Origin of the sequence: Streptomyces sp. NPDC051105, from assembly GCF_040682795.1 — a bacterium.
In the GTDB taxonomy this organism is placed as follows: domain Bacteria; phylum Actinomycetota; class Actinomycetes; order Streptomycetales; family Streptomycetaceae; genus Streptomyces.
This window is the reverse complement of the sequence record NZ_JBFBBR010000004.1, coordinates 520,216-534,418: the sequence shown is the minus strand read 5'-3', so window position 1 is coordinate 534,418 and position 14,203 is coordinate 520,216. Positions and strand designations below refer to the sequence as shown.

Below are 14,203 nucleotides of genomic sequence, written 5' to 3'. Positions count from 1 at the left end.
CCCACCTGCGAGCACCCCATGGAGCCCCCGTGTTGTTGCACCGCGCCCTGCGCGCGCCCGCCGCCCTGCTCACCGCCTTCCTGCTGCCCTTCGCCGCGGCCTGCGGCGGCAACGCGCAGGCCGACTCCGAGCACGACGTCACCCTCCGCGTCGGTGCCACCGGCTGGAAGGTCGAGGAGGCGGTACTGAAGTTCGCCCACCTCGACGACACCCCCTACAAGGTGAAGTGGAGCGTGTTCCAGGGCGGCGACCAGCAGCTCCAGGCCGTCCGCGCCGGAGCCCTGGACCTCGCCTCCTCCAGCGAGATCCCGCCGGTCTTCTCGGCCGCCGACGGCAGACCCAACTTCAAGGTCGTCGCCGTCCAGCGGGGCTCGACCCTCAACCAGGAGGTCGTCGTCCCCAAGGGCTCGAAGGTGACCGGCATCGCAGGCCTGAAGGGCAAGAAGGTCGGCTACGTCAAGAACACCACCGCCCACTACTTCCTCTACGAGCTGCTGAAGCAGGCGGGCCTGACCTGGTCCGACGTCGACGCCAAGCCCCTCCTCCCCAACGACGGCCTGGCCGCCCTCAACGGCGGCAGCATCGACGCCTTCGCCTCCTACGGCACCTCGATCATCACCGCCCACCAGCAGGGCGCCACGACCGTCGGCTCCGGCGCGGACATCCTGTCCGGCAACTTCCTCTGGTCGGCCCGCGACAGCGTGCTGGGCAGCTCCGCGCAGAAGGCCGCGGCGGCCGACCTGATCGCCCGGATCAGCAAGGCGTACGCCTACGTCCGCGACGGCCGCGAGGCCGACTTCGCGAAGGTCGTCGCCCAGAACACCCACCAGCCGGTCACCCAGGCCGAACGGGACCTGGCCGCCCAGCAGAAGCAGCGCCCCACCCGGGCCCGCACGGTCGACGACGCGGCGATCGCCTCCGAGCAGAAGGTGGCCGACGCCTTCACGGAGCTGGGCGCCCTCTCCGGGCACCTGGACGTGAAGTCCTTCTGGACCACTGCCCTCGACACCGACCTGAAGAAGGCGCTGTGACCGTCGACCGCATAGTCGAACTGGCGGCCGGGTACGACCGTTCCGGGGCGTTTCCCTCCTCGTCCCTCGAGCTGGTCCACGAGGCGGGCTGGCTGACCGCGACGGTCGGCCGGCAGTACGGCGGCCAGGGCGCCGGTGTTGAGCGGACGGCACGCATCCTGCACACCATCGGACAGGGCGACCCGTCCGTCGCCCTGATCACCGCGATGACCCTCGCCACCCACGCCCGGCAGGCGGCCCACCCGCACTGGCCGCGGGAACTGTACGCACGCGTGCTGAAGGAGTCCGGGGATCGGCCGGTTCTCATCAACCACGCGCGCGTGGAGCCCGAACTCGGCTCACCCGCGCGAGGCGGCCTGCCGGCCACCCTCGCCCGCCGCACCCCGGACGGCTGGTCGATCAGCGGCACCAAGAGGTTCGTGACCGGCGCGGAAGGCCTGGACTGGTTCCTGGTGTGGGCATCGACCGACGAACCGGAACCGAGGGTCGGCACCTTCCTGGTGCCGGGCGGATCGTCCGGCATCGAGATCACCGGCCGCTGGGACCAGTTGGGACTGCGGGCGAGCGGCAGTCACGACGTGACGTTCCGGGGCGTCGAGGTGCCGTACGAGCACGTCATCGGCATCGGCCCGCACGGTCCCGCCGCCGAGCAGGACAACCGGGCGGGCGCCTCCCTGCACCTGCCGCTGGCGGCGCTGTACCTGGGCGTGGCCCGGGCGGCGCAGGCCTTCTTCCACACGTTCGCACGGACGCGGGTGCCCGCCAACCTCGGCCACCCGGTGGCCCGTACGGAACGCTTCCGCAGGACGGCCGGCGAGATCGAGGTCCTGCTCGCGGCCGCCGAGCAGCTGGTGTTCGACGGGGCCGCCCGGGTCGACGCGGCCGAGCCGTCGTACACCCCCGAACAGGCCCTCGGCGCCCGCGTGCTGGCCGACCGGCACGCGGTACGGGCGGTCGAACTGGCCGTACGCCTGCTCGGCAACCCCGGGTTGGCCCGCGGCAACCCCCTGGAGCGGCACTTCCGCGACATCCAGTGCGCGCCGGTGCACGCACCCCAGGAGGACATCTCCCTGCTGGCGATCGGCACGAAGGCCCTGACCCCGTGACCACCGCAGACACCACCATCACGCCCACCACCGCCCCCGCCCGGCTGCTGGGCCTGCTCGCCCGCGACCTGCCCACCGACCGGCTGGCCACCGACCCCCGCACCCTGGCCGCGCACACGACCGACCGCTCCGGCACCCGCCCCGCGGGGCTGCCGCTGGCCGTCGTACGAGCCCGGCGCACCGAGGACGTGACGGTGACCCTCCGGCACGCGCACGCGCTGCGGGTGCCGGTGGTGGCCCGGGGCGCGGGCACCGGCCTGTCCGGCGGGGCGACGGCCGGCGAGGGTTCGCTGGTCCTGGACCTGTCCGGGATGAACCGCATCCTCGAACTGTCCCCGCAGGACCAGCTCGCGGTCGTCGAACCGGGCGTGATCACGGCGGAGCTGGACCGCGCGGCGGGCGCGCACGGACTGCGCTACGCGCCCGACCCGGCGAGCGCGGCACTGTCCACGATCGGCGGGAACATCGCCACCAACGCGGGCGGGCTGCGCTGCGCGAAGTACGGCGTGACCCGGGACAGCGTGCTCGGTCTTGAGGCGGTCCTCGCGGACGGCACGGTGATCGCCACCGGCCGCCGTACCGTCAAGGGCGTCACCGGCTACGACCTCACCGCGCTGCTGACCGGCTCGGAGGGCACCCTCGCGGTGATCACCTCGGCGACGCTGCGGCTGCGCCCGGTGCCTGCCGCCACGGCGACACTGGCCGCGTACTTCGCCACCTTCGAGGCGGCGGCGGAGGCGTCGTACGCCATCGCGCGCGCCGGTGTGGTGCCGGCCCTCGCGGAACTGCTCGACGGACCGGTCCTGGAGGCCGTCGACCCGGCCCTGCGCGAGCGCGGGGCCGCCCTGCTGATCGTGCAGTGCGACGGCGCCGGGGCGGCCACCGAGGCGCGGGCGGTGGCGGACGTGCTGGCCCCGCTGGCCACGAGCGTGCGGAGGGCCGACGACCCGGCCGAGGCCGACGCGTTGCTCGCCGCCCGCCGCCAGGCACTCCCCGCACTGGAGCGCCTCGGCCGTCCCCTCATCGAGGACATCGCGGTGCCCCGCTCCCGGCTCGCCGAGGCGGCCCGCGAGATCCGCGCGATCTCGGCCCGCCACCAGGTACCGGTCTTCACCCTCGCGCACGCGGCGGACGGCAACCTGCACCCGATCATCGTGGTCGAACCGGCCCTGGACCGGCTGCCGGACGCGGCCTGGGAGGCGGCCGGCGAGATCTTCGCCCTGGCCCTGCGCCTGGGCGGCACCCTCACCGGCGAACACGGGGTGGGCGTCCTCAAGCGGCAGTGGGTCGCCGACGAACTGGGCGCGGCCGCCCACGCGTTGCAACGGCGCCTGAAGGACGCCTTCGACCCGTACGGGATCCTCAACCCGGGCAAGGCCCTGTGAAACCGCCCGCCGCACACGCCGGCCGTCAGGTGGGGTCGAGGGCGGGAGCTCCTGCCGCTTCGGACGGGCGCGTACGGCGGCCTCGGTGTCCCGGGGCGAGTGCCGAAGCTCCGCGTACCGGTCGGCTGCGGGTGCCACCGGTCCTGCGGCGGCGATCAGCCGTGAGCGCGCGCGTTCGCTAGACCCGCCCCGCCGACCCCACGGCCTCGCGTATCTCCGGTGACGCCAGTCGCCGCGCGGCCCGCTCGGCCGTGGCGCGGGCCCAGCGGCCGTTCGTCAGGGCGCCCAGGAGCAGGACGGCGAGGCCGCAGCCCGCGAGGATCCACCAGCCCGGCCGGGCGGCGCCCACGAACGTGCCGGCGTACGACGACGAGCCGATCCCGGACGCCAGTACCGCGCCGATCACCGCGACGCCCAGCGTCTGGCCCAGCTGGCGGCTGGTCGAGGCGACCGCGGCGGCGACGCCCGCCTGGGACCTCGGCATGCCCGACACCGCCGTGTTGGTGATCGGGGCGTTCACGAAGCCGAAGCCGATGCCGAACAGGACGTAGCCGAGGAAGAGGGAGGTGTTCGAGGTCTCCGCCTCGAACGCCGCGAACAGCACCCCGCTCGCGGTCATCGCGGCACCGGCGATCACCAGCGGCAGGCGCGGGCCCCGGCTGCCGACGAGACGGCCCGCCAGCGGGGCGCACAGGAACATCGGAACCGCCATCGGCAGCATCCACAGGCCCGCGTGCAGGGCGTCCAGACCGCGGACGTTCTGCAGGTAGAGCGTGGACAGGAACAGGAAGCCGCCGAGCGAGGCGAACGCGCTGATCGCGATCACGGTCGCGCCGCTGAACGGCGCCGAACGGAAGAAGCGCAGGTCGATCAGGGGTTCGTCACGCCTGGGCTCGTACCAGAGCAGCCCGGCCAGGGCGACGAGGGCCACCGCGGCGAACGGCAGGACCGTGCCCGCACCGGCCGTCGGCGCCTCGATGATCGAGTACGTCAGCGAACCGAACAGGGCGATCACCAGCACCTGGCCGACCGGGTCGGGGCGGCGGGCCTTGGGCGCCCGGGACTCCGGCACGAAGCGCAGCGTCAGCAGGACCGCCGCCAGGCCCACCGGGATGTTGACCCAGAAGATCGCACGCCAGCCGACCGACTCCACCAGCAGGCCGCCGACCAGCGGGCCGGCGGCCATGGATATGCCGACCACCGCGCCCCACACCCCGATGGCCCGGGCCCGCTCCCGCGGGTCGGTGAAGGTGTTGGTGATGATCGACATCGCGACCGGGTTGAGCATCGAGCCGCCCACCGCCTGGACCATGCGGAACGCGATCAGGGAGTCGAGGTTCGGCGCCAGGGAGCAGAGCAGTGAGCCGATCGAGAAGACGACCAGGCCCGTCATGAAGACCTTCTTGCGGCCGACCCGGTCGCCCGTGGAGCCCGCGAGCATCAGCAGGGAGGCCAGCACCAGGGTGTAGGCGTCGATGGTCCACTGCAGACCGGCCGTCGAGGCGTGCAGTTCGCGCTGCATGGACGGCAGGCCGACATTGAGGGCGGTGGTGTCGAGGCTCACGATCAGCAGACTCATGCAGCAGATCGCGAGCACGAGCATGCGTCGGCGGGGGCTCAGCTCGGGCATGCGTTCCATCGTACGCCCACTTCGATAGTGCGTCTAACTAATGAGTGTTACATGGTCATGACGGAGGGTGCGGACGGCGCGGTTGTCCACAGGCCGGCCGAGCACCGCGGCTCATACGCGACAATGGGGGAATGCCCGAGCCCACGACCCCGCTCCAGATCGGCCCGCACACCGTCCGGCCGCCGGTCGTCCTCGCCCCCATGGCGGGGATCACCAACGCGCCCTTCCGGACCCTGTGCCGACACTTCGCCGGAGGCGGAGCCTTCGCCGGGGGCGAAGCAAAGGCTGGAGCCAGTGGGGGCAAGGGACTGTTCGTCAGCGAGATGATCACGACCCGGGCGCTGGTCGAGCGCAACGAGAAGACCATGCAGCTGATCCGCTTCGACGAGACCGAGAAGCCCCGGTCCATCCAGCTGTACGGCGTCGACCCGGCCACCGTCGGCAAGGCCGTCCGCATGATCGCGGAGGAGGGCCTGGCCGACCACATCGACCTGAACTTCGGCTGCCCGGTCCCGAAGGTCACCCGCAAGGGCGGCGGCTCGGCCCTCCCCTACAAGCGGAACCTGCTGCGCGCCATCCTGCGCGAGGCGGTGAGCGGCGCCGGCGACCTCCCGGTCACCATGAAGATGCGCAAGGGCATCGACGACGACCACATCACCTACCTCGACGCCGGCCGCATCGCCGTCGAGGAGGGCGTCACGGCGATCGCGCTGCACGGCCGCACGGCCGCCCAGCACTACGGCGGCACCGCCGACTGGGAGGCGATCGCCCGCCTCAAGGAGCACGTCCCGGAGATCCCGGTCCTCGGCAACGGCGACATCTGGTCGGCCGAGGACGCGCTCAGGATGGTCCGGGAGACGGGCTGCGACGGAGTGGTCGTCGGACGCGGCTGCCTGGGCCGGCCATGGCTGTTCGCGGACCTGGTCGCCGCGTTCGAGGGCCGCCACGAGGACATCGCCCGCCCGTCCCTGCGCCAGGTCGCCGAGGTCATGGTCCGGCACGCCACGCTGCTCGGCGAGTGGCTCGGCGACGAGGCCAAGGGAGTCGTCGACTTCCGCAAGCACGTCGCCTGGTACCTCAAGGGCTTCGCGGTCGGCAGCGAGATGCGCAAGCGCCTCGCCATCACCTCGTCCCTGGCGGAACTCCGCGCCGGCCTGGACGAGCTGGACCTCGACCAGCCCTGGCCCACGGGCGCCGACGGGCCCCGTGGCCGTACGTCCGGCAACAACCGGGTGGTGCTGCCGGACGGCTGGCTGAAGGACCCGTACGACTGCGCGGGCATCGGCGAGGACGCCGAACTGGATTCGTCCGGCGGCTGAGCCGACACCCGCGGCGACCGGTGCCGCTGGTGCTGCGACCGGAAAGGTTCACCGGCTCGCGACGCCCGGCAAACCTTCCGGTCACAGCACTAGTTCGTCTTCGGGTGCGGCGTGGAGCCGTAGGCCGTCAGGAACCTGTCGCGGAAGGAACTCATCTTCCACACCGGGGCGTCGTGCGCCGGGCGCAGGCCGTCGGTCCAGTTCCAGGAGTCGATCGCGTCAAGGACCTTCGGGTCTTTAGCAACGATCGAGATCGGCACGTCCCGGCTGGCGTGGTTGCCGCTGACCCGGGCGATCGGCTGGTGGTCGCCGAGGAAGACGAGCACCGTGTCGTCGTTGCCGTAGCGCTCCAGCCACTGGGTGAGCGCGGTCACCGAGTACTGGATCGACTTGCCGTACTCCTGGCGGGACTTGGTGGTGTCGGCGATGACGTCCGACGCCTTGTTGCCGGCCTTCTGGATGGCGTCGAAGACCGAACCGTCGCCCAGCTGGTCCCACGGCACCATCTTCGGGATCGGCGCCCACGGCTGGTGGCTGGAGGTCAGGATCAGGAGCGACATCCGTGACTTGCCGTCGGCCGGCTGCTTGCTGTGCACCCGGTCCTGGAACTGCTGGAGGGCGTACTGGTCGGGCATCGTCGACCAGCTGAACTTGGGTCCCTTGTAGCCGAGCTGGAAGGCGTTGTAGACCTTGTCGAGGCCGTAGTAGCTCTGCTCCGGCCAGCCCTTCTGGATGCCCGGCATCACACCGACCGTGTCGAAGTCACCGGTCTTCTGGAACGCCTTGGTGATGCTGAGGTGATCGCTGGCCATGACGGTCCGGTAGCGCTGCTGGTTGCTCACCCACAGTCCCGACATGGTCGTGGAGTGCCCGAGCCAGCTGCTGCCGCCGTAGGTCGCCGACGTCAGCCACCCGCTCTTCGCGGCGTAACCGGCCTTGGTGAGCGCCTCGGTCTGGGCGTCGAGCGTCTTGTCGACCCCGGGCGCCATGATCGGGTCCTCGATGGCGCTGCGGCCGTAGCTCTCGATGAACGTGAAGATCATGTCCTTGCCGCGCAGGTCCGGCACCAGCTGGTCGGCCGGGGTGTTCCCGAAGGCGTCCACCTTGGCGACCTTCCGGAACTCCGCCTCGTCGCGCAGGGTGTCCCGCACCTGGCGGGCCTTGATCTCCAGTGCGCTGGCGGTGCGGTCGGAGGCCAGCGGCACACCGCCGGCGATCTGCAGGCCGAAGGAGGAGCAGGTGATCCAGACGACACCCGCGATCAGCGTGCCCCGGGTGGCCCGCCCCGGATGCCGGGCCAGCAGATTGCTCAGCCGTACCGTCGCCAGGGCGAGCAGCACGAACAGCAGCAGCACGAGGACGACGGCACCCACGCTGACGGCGACGGTGGCCGTCTTGCCCAGGGTGTCCTCCAGGTACGACTCCGCGTCGCTGAGCAGGCTCCAGTCCAGGATGGCGTTGAAGCTCCGGCCGAGGTACTCGTTGAACCCCATGTCGAGGAAGTTGATCAGGGTCAGCGCACCGAGGACGACGCCGAACACCGCGGCCAGCACGATCCGGGGCCGCCGGGGCAGCGCCAGCGCGACGGCGGCCGCGATGATCCCCTCGGACGGTATTCGAAGGAACTTCGCCGGCCCGAGCCCGACGACGGTGTTCGGCATCACCAGCGCGGCGATCACCAGCGCGGCGCACAGCACGGTGACACCGATGGACAGCGTGGAGGCAGCGGCGGGATGAGCGTCCCGCCAGGCCTCCCGCCGCACACGAACCCGCCCGCTCCAGGAGGCCCAGCCGCGACGGCGCGGGGCGGTCGGAGAGGGAGCGTCCGCGACGTCCGGGGCGGAACCGGGGACGGATTCGGGTCCGCTTCGGGCGGCGGAGACGGCTTCCGGGGCGGCGGTGGGTGCGGCTTCCGGGCCAGCTATGGATGCGGCATCGGGAGCGGAGTCGGAGTCGGCGTCGGGGCCGGGAGCGGAGTCGGAATCGGCGTCGAGGCCAGGAGCGGAGTCGGCGTCGGGGCCGGGAGCGGCGTCGGGGGAGGCGGCGGCTGGCGTCGACGGCTCGGCCTCGGCGTCGGCGGACGTCGGTGCGGGTGCGCGGGCGGCTTCCGGGGTGGGCTCGGGCTCGGCGGCGGATTCCGGGCTGGAATCCGGTCCGGATCCCGGGGGCGCTGCTTCCGCCGAGGCGCTCTCCACGGCCGTCTCCTCGGGCTCCGCGGGCGACGTCTCCGCAGTCGCGGCGGCGGGCTCGGAGGTCTCGGCAGCCGCTTTTCGCTCGGACTTCAGGGCCTCGGACTCCTCCGGTGCGCCCTCGCGTTCGGACGGCCCGGAGGGCGTGTCCGATGACTGGCGAATGCTCGTGTGCTGAGGCAACCCGGAGGTCCTTCCGTGCGAGACCCGTGAAACGGAATCGGCGGGCCAACGCCGAGGTCCCGGCCCGCCGTCTTCCCGTACGGCTCACACAAGCCCCCTGTTCAGGTCTTTCGGTAAACAAGGGGCAAATACAGCGTCCCTACAGGGGTTTGCGGGACCGTGTCGATATGCGGCCCCGCGCATGCCCCGCGCGGGCGCGGACAACTCCACCCGCCCGCGGCGCCCCCGACCCCCTACGCACCGCCCACAGCGGTGAGCAGCGCCAGCGGAGCCGCCGCCGACCGGGACTCCCGTACACACGCATGCGGATACGGCACCGGCTCCGGATGCGTGTCCCTCCCGTACCCGGCCAGCACCTCCGGCAGCCGATGCCCGCCGGCCGTCGCCGCGTCCACCAGTCCGTGTGCCACGGCCCGCGCCTCGTCGTGCAGCCCGTACCGCGCCAGCCCCAGCGCGATCAGCGCGTTGTCGTGCGGCCACACCGACCCCCGGTGGTACGACAACGGGTGGTACGCCGCCTGCCCCGCGGCCAGCGTCCGTACCCCCCACCCCGAGAAGAAGTCCGGCTCCAGCAGCCGCCGTCCGACCTCCTCCCCGTACTCCTTGTCGAGCAGCCCGGACCACAGCAGATGCCCGGCGTCCGAGGCGAGCGCGTCGACCTGCCGGCCCTCCCCGTCCAGGGCCAGCGCGGGGAAGGCGGACCTGTGCATCCAGAAGTCGCGCTGGAACCGGTCCCGCAGATCCGCGGCGGCCTGTTCGAGCAGCGCCGCGTAGGTCTCGTCGGCCCACACCGTCCGCGCCACCCACGCCGTCCGGCGCAGCGCGTCGTACGCGTACCCCTGCGCGCCCGCCGCCATCACGGTGCCGACCGGCCGGCTGCCGTCGGCGGAGCAGATCGCGCCGGGGGAGTCCTTCCAGTTCTGGTTGGCGAGCCCGCCCTTGTCGGCGCGGTAGACGAGATAGCCGCGCGAGGTCAGCCCGCCATGATCGAGCATCCAGCCGATGGCCGCACGGGCGTTGCGTTCCAGGCGCCGGGCCATGCCGGTGTCCCCGGTCTGCTCCACATACGCCCCCAGCAGGATCAGGAAGAGCGGGGTGGCGTCGACCGAGCCGTAGTAGCGGCCGTACGGCACCTGCCCGAAGTGGGCCAGCTCCCCGTGCCGTACCTCGTGGACGATCTTCCCGGGCTGGGCCACGGAGTGCGCGCCGGCCTCGGTGGCCTGGGTGGCGGCGAGCGCCGGGAGGGTGGCGGCGGCCAGCCGGGGCCGGTAGGGGAGGGCGAAGAGGGAGGTGATGAGGGCGTCGCGGCCGAGCAGGGTGAGGAACCAAGGCGCGCCGGCGGCGGGGACCTTGAGTTCCTCGCCGTCCGGGCCGGTGGCCGGCACCTGGAGCGCGGCGAGGTCGGAGAGGCCGCGGGCGCAGGCCGCGGCCAGCTCGGGCCAGCCGGTCGGGAAGGCCACGCCCTCCACGAACTCCCCTTCCAATGCGAGGAGTTGCTCGTTCAGAGCGGCCGGGTCGCGGGGGACGCGCAGAGCCCGCCGGTCGCCGTGCGGGCGCCCGATGACCCGTACGACCAGCTCGGCCGTGCCGTGCGGCGGGAGTTCCAGCGTCCAGACCATGCGCCGGGCGCCGGTCCCGGTCTCCTCGACGCCGTCCGGCGCCGGTTCGGCGGTGATCGTCGTACAGGACCGCCACTCGCCCCGGCGGTAGCCGAACTCCACCCCGTCGTCGAGGACCTGGCGGGAGCGTACGGCGCCGGCCTTGGTGTAGGTGCGGTGGTCGGCGCGGAGCTCGAACTGGTCGGTGAAGTCGGCGTCGGCGGTGATCGCGAGGCGAATGGTGCTCGGCACCGGACGGTTGCTGGTGACCCGCAGGGACTCCGCGAACGAGCCGTCGCCGACGGCCTGTTCACGGAAGAGGGTGTGCGCGGGCGGTTCCTGACGGCCACCGCGCGGGACCAGCACACACCGGGCGCCGTCCCCGCCGGAGACCGGCGTGAGCACCTCGGGCAGCGCCCCGTCGACCGTCAGCTGCCAGCGGCTGAGGTGCCGGGCGTCCCGTACGAATAACCCGTCCGGGGAGCCGCCGCCCCGGACGCCGCTGATGTCTCCGCGGTGGTCCACGGCGGCGAACGTCGCGCCGTGCACGAGCAGATGATGCCGGTCCGTCATCCCCGGTCCCCTCCTTTGTTCCCCAGGTCGAACGTGCGGTGCCCGTCGAAGACACCCCGTTTTGTCAGCTCTTGTCCATACTTTGACGCTCTTGACGCTCTTGACGCTCTTGAGGCCCTTGGCGCTTTTGAAGTGATGGGCGCTCATCGAGCGGTGCGTGCCGCCGGTGGTGCAGATCGAGCGCGAGCGCCGCCGTCCAGCTGAACCCGGTCGCGCCGCACGCCTCACCCGTGTACGGGTCGACGTACTCGGCGAACCCGGTCGCGCCGGCCGTCCGTACGACCGCCTCGCCGAGCGCGTCCGCCCGCTCCCGCTCGCCGTGCTCGCGCAGCCCCCGCTCCAGCAGCCAGCCGGTGTTGGCCCAGGCCGGGCCGCGCCAGTAGCGGTGCGGGTCGAAGGCCGCGCCGAGCAGGTCGTAACTGGGAACCAGATGGGTGCCGGTGCCGAAGTGCGGGCCGCCGAGCGTCCGGACCAGCGCGGCGGCGATCTCGCGCGGCAACTCCGGGAGGATCAGCGGGATCAGACCCGAGACCCCGCGTTCGGGGATCAGTCCGCCACCGCCTCGCAGATCCCGGCAGAGGAAGATCTCCCGCTCCGGATCCCACAGCCGGTCCACCAGCGCCGCCGTCAGCCGCTCCGCGCGCGCGTGCCGGGCCGTCCCCGTGGCCCCCAACTCCTGTGCGATCCGCGCGAGGGCGTGCTCGGAGGCGATGAGCAGCGCGTTGAACGCCGGGTCCTCGACGGCGAACTCCCGCCGCCGGTCGGCGTATTCGGCGTCCCGGTAGTCCGTCGCCAGCCGCACGTACCGCCCGTAGTCCAGATCCGTCGGCCGGTCCTCGGCGGCGCCGTGGTCCAGGTCGGCGCGGCGGAAGGAGCGCGTCGGAGCGGGCACGACACGGGCCAGCGGGGCGTCCCAGCAGGGGCTGTTGTCCATACCCTGTTCCCAGGGGTGCACGACGGACGCGAGACCGCCGCCGCCGAGGTCCCGCCGGTGCAGCAGATAGCGGTGCCAGGCGGCGAGCCGGGGATAGGCGGTGGCCAGGAAGCCGCGCGCCCGCGACAGGCCGGGATCGGCGAGGTGCACCAGCCAGGCGGCCAGCGCGTGCACCGGCGGCTGCACGATCCCGGAGGTCTGTACGGTGCGGGGGGCGCCCGCGGCGCGCCCGGCGGTCGAGGAACGCCAGAAGTCGGGGCTCGGGAAGTACGCGTCGAGGGGCACGGAGGGGTTGAACACGATGTGCGGGATCCGCCCGTCGGCCCACTGGGCGGCCAGCAGCGTCTCCAGCTCCGTCTGCGCGCGCAGCGGCGACAGGTGCCTGAGGCCGATCGCGATGAACGCCGAGTCCCAGGACCACTGGTGCGGGTACAGGCTCCGGGAGGGCACGGTCGAACTGCCGGTCCAGTTGTCGGCGAGCACACGTGCGGCTCTGACGTGCAGGGACCCGGGGCCGGTGGTGCCGGGGGCGCGCGTGGACGGTGGATCGTATGCGATCTCGGAACCGAGCACATGGGCTGTGAGCTGGGCAGTGCGATCCACTCGGGGCTCCCCGAAGACGTCCGGCCGACCGGGTTTGGCTGTGGCTACCGTAGGGTTACGTCTATTTAACACGCAAAACTCAATATGTAATGCAAGCTTGAGAAACACAAGGGGGTGCGCATGACCGGACGTCCCGGCAGGACCGGCAAGGGCGGCGGACAGGCGAGCTCGGGCGAACTGCTGGAGCTGGTGCGCAGCGGGCGGGCCGTGACGCGGGGCGCCCTCCAGCAGGCCACCGGACTCTCCCGCGCGACCGTCGGCCTGCGCCTGGAGCGGTTGTTCCGCGCGGGCTGGCTGCGTGAGGGCGCCGGCGGCCCCGTCGACTCCCCGCTGGGCGGCCGCCCCTCCATCACCCTCGAATTCGACGACTCGCACGCGGTGGTCCTCGCCGCCGACCTGGAGACCCGCCATGCCAGGGCCGCCGTCCTCTCGCTGACCGGCGAGATCCTGGCCGAGCACTCCGGCACGCTGGTCATCCAGGACGGCCCGGACGCCGTACTCACCGAACTCGGCCGCTGGTTCGCCGAGTTGCTGGAGAAGGCCGGCCACCTGGCGACGGAGGTGTGCGGGATCGGCCTCGCCGTGCCGGGCCCGGTCGACACCGAGACCGGCCGGGTCGTGCAGCCGCCGATCATGCCCGGCTGGGACGGCTACGACATACGCGGCCGCATGGCCAGGGCGTTCACCGAGCACACGGGCGCGCCGTCGGGCGTCCCGGTCCTGGTGGACAACGACGCGAACCTGATGGCGTACGGCGAACAGCGCGCGACATGCCCGGACTGCTCGGCGTTCGTGCTGGTGAAGGTCTCGACCGGTATCGGCGCCGGGGTGGTGGTCGACGGCTCGATCTACCGGGGCATCGACGGCGGTGCCGGGGACATCGGCCATATCCGGGTGGGCGCCGAGGCGCAGTGCCGCTGTGGTTCGTACGGCTGCCTCGCCGCCGTCGCGAGCGGTGGCGCGGTGGCCCGGCGGCTGGCGGAGGCCGGGGTTCCGGCTGCCTCCGGCTCAGATGTGCGCGATCTGCTCGCCTCGGGTCATCCGGAGGCGGCGGCACTGGCCAGGGAGGCCGGCCGCCGGGTCGGGGACGTACTGGCGACGGTGGTGACCCTGCTGAACCCGGGCGTGCTGATGATCGCGGGGGATCTGGCGGGCACCTCGTTCCTCACCGGCGTGCGGGAACTGCTGTACCAGCGGGCGCTGCCCCGCTCCACCGCCCACCTGGACGTCGTGACCTCCCGGCTGGGGGACCGGGCCGGGGTGATCGGCGCCGGGGCGCTGGTCGTGGAGCACCTGTACGCGCCGGAACGGGTCGAGGAACGGTTGCTGGCGCTCGGGATGTGAGGCGGCCGCCTCGCGGGAAGGACGGCATGGCCGTCGCCGGTGGGACGGGGTGGCTGTCGCAGGCGGACGGCGCGGCCGTCGCCGGCGAGACGGCCTGCCTGCCACCGGTGAGATGACGCGGTTGTTACCGCCCGCTTTCCGCGTCCATTCCATGTCCGCATGGTGAAATCCCGGCGTCTGTGGCAGCGTGATTCTCGCCACCCTTGATAAGGGTTGCGCTCAGATGAGCGGATCATGAGCGACTGCACTTCTCCAAGGGGTGGCACTGGGTGCCACCCCTTGATCGTTCATCGATCGAAATCAGGCGT

At 72.4% G+C, this 14,203-nt stretch carries 9 protein-coding genes; 5 read left to right on the top strand and 4 right to left on the bottom strand.

Annotated elements, in window-relative coordinates:
• Nucleotides 1–29 precede the first annotated feature (29 nt).
• The 3 genes from AB0N16_RS13155 to AB0N16_RS13145 are packed head-to-tail and all read left to right on the top strand — an operon-like array spanning nucleotide 30 to nucleotide 3,522.
• The gene (locus tag AB0N16_RS13155) at nucleotides 30–1,031 is read left to right on the top strand and encodes an ABC transporter substrate-binding protein (protein ID WP_365796009.1); all 1,002 of its coding nucleotides are present in this window, start codon (nucleotides 30–32) and stop codon (nucleotides 1,029–1,031) included.
• Nucleotides 1,028–2,137, top strand: a complete 1,110-nt coding sequence (locus tag AB0N16_RS13150; RefSeq protein WP_365796007.1) for an acyl-CoA dehydrogenase family protein — start codon at nucleotides 1,028–1,030, stop codon at nucleotides 2,135–2,137. The genes AB0N16_RS13155 and AB0N16_RS13150 overlap by 4 nt, the downstream gene beginning before the upstream one ends.
• Nucleotides 2,134–3,522 (top strand): FAD-linked oxidase C-terminal domain-containing protein, encoded by a 1,389-nt coding sequence (locus tag AB0N16_RS13145; protein WP_365796005.1) that lies wholly within the window; start codon nucleotides 2,134–2,136, stop codon nucleotides 3,520–3,522. Before AB0N16_RS13150 ends, AB0N16_RS13145 begins: the two co-directional genes overlap by 4 nt.
• A 178-nt stretch (nucleotides 3,523–3,700) precedes the next feature.
• Here AB0N16_RS13145 and AB0N16_RS13140 read toward each other — a convergent pair whose 3' ends face one another.
• Nucleotides 3,701–5,152, bottom strand: coding sequence for an MFS transporter (locus tag AB0N16_RS13140; RefSeq protein WP_365796003.1), 1,452 nt, complete (start codon nucleotides 5,150–5,152; stop codon nucleotides 3,701–3,703).
• Nucleotides 5,153–5,283: 131 nt separating this feature from the next.
• Here AB0N16_RS13140 and dusB point away from each other — a divergent pair, with 131 nt between their 5' ends.
• On the top strand, nucleotides 5,284–6,471 hold the full coding sequence (gene dusB / locus AB0N16_RS13135) for a tRNA dihydrouridine synthase DusB (RefSeq protein ID WP_365796001.1): 1,188 nt from the start codon (nucleotides 5,284–5,286) through the stop codon (nucleotides 6,469–6,471).
• 89 nt (nucleotides 6,472–6,560) lie between these two features.
• Here the strand turns inward: dusB and AB0N16_RS13130 are convergent, their stop codons facing one another.
• The 3 genes from AB0N16_RS13130 to AB0N16_RS13120 all read right to left on the bottom strand — a co-directional run bounded on the left by AB0N16_RS13130 (nucleotide 6,561) and on the right by AB0N16_RS13120 (nucleotide 12,551).
• A complete protein-coding gene (locus AB0N16_RS13130; protein WP_365796207.1) occupies nucleotides 6,561–8,132 on the bottom strand; it encodes a sulfatase-like hydrolase/transferase in 1,572 nt (523 codons plus the stop codon).
• A gap of 944 nt (nucleotides 8,133–9,076) precedes the next feature.
• Nucleotides 9,077–11,014 (bottom strand): glycogen debranching N-terminal domain-containing protein, encoded by a 1,938-nt coding sequence (locus AB0N16_RS13125; protein WP_365795999.1) that lies wholly within the window; start codon nucleotides 11,012–11,014, stop codon nucleotides 9,077–9,079.
• Nucleotides 11,015–11,078: 64 nt separating this feature from the next.
• Entirely contained in the window at nucleotides 11,079–12,551 is a 1,473-nt protein-coding gene (locus AB0N16_RS13120) for a hypothetical protein (RefSeq protein WP_365795997.1), read from the bottom strand.
• 120 nt (nucleotides 12,552–12,671) lie between these two features.
• Between AB0N16_RS13120 and AB0N16_RS13115 the strand changes: the two genes are divergently transcribed.
• Complete coding sequence (locus AB0N16_RS13115) at nucleotides 12,672–13,895, top strand: ROK family protein (RefSeq protein ID WP_365795995.1); 1,224 nt, start codon at nucleotides 12,672–12,674, stop codon at nucleotides 13,893–13,895.
• Nucleotides 13,896–14,203: the final 308 nt, after the last annotated feature.

Bases quoted from the DNA above. Each gene is read 5' to 3' on its own strand.
- AB0N16_RS13140 (WP_365796003.1), bottom strand. From the start codon at position 5,152: ATGCCCGAGCTGAGCCCCCGCCGACGCATGCTCGTGCTCGCGATCTGC.
- dusB (WP_365796001.1), top strand. From the start codon at position 5,284: ATGCCCGAGCCCACGACCCCGCTCCAGATCGGCCCGCACACCGTCCGG.
- AB0N16_RS13130 (WP_365796207.1), bottom strand. From the start codon at position 8,132: ATGCCGAACACCGTCGTCGGGCTCGGGCCGGCGAAGTTCCTTCGAATA.
- AB0N16_RS13125 (WP_365795999.1), bottom strand. From the start codon at position 11,014: ATGACGGACCGGCATCATCTGCTCGTGCACGGCGCGACGTTCGCCGCC.
- AB0N16_RS13115 (WP_365795995.1), top strand. From the start codon at position 12,672: ATGACCGGACGTCCCGGCAGGACCGGCAAGGGCGGCGGACAGGCGAGC.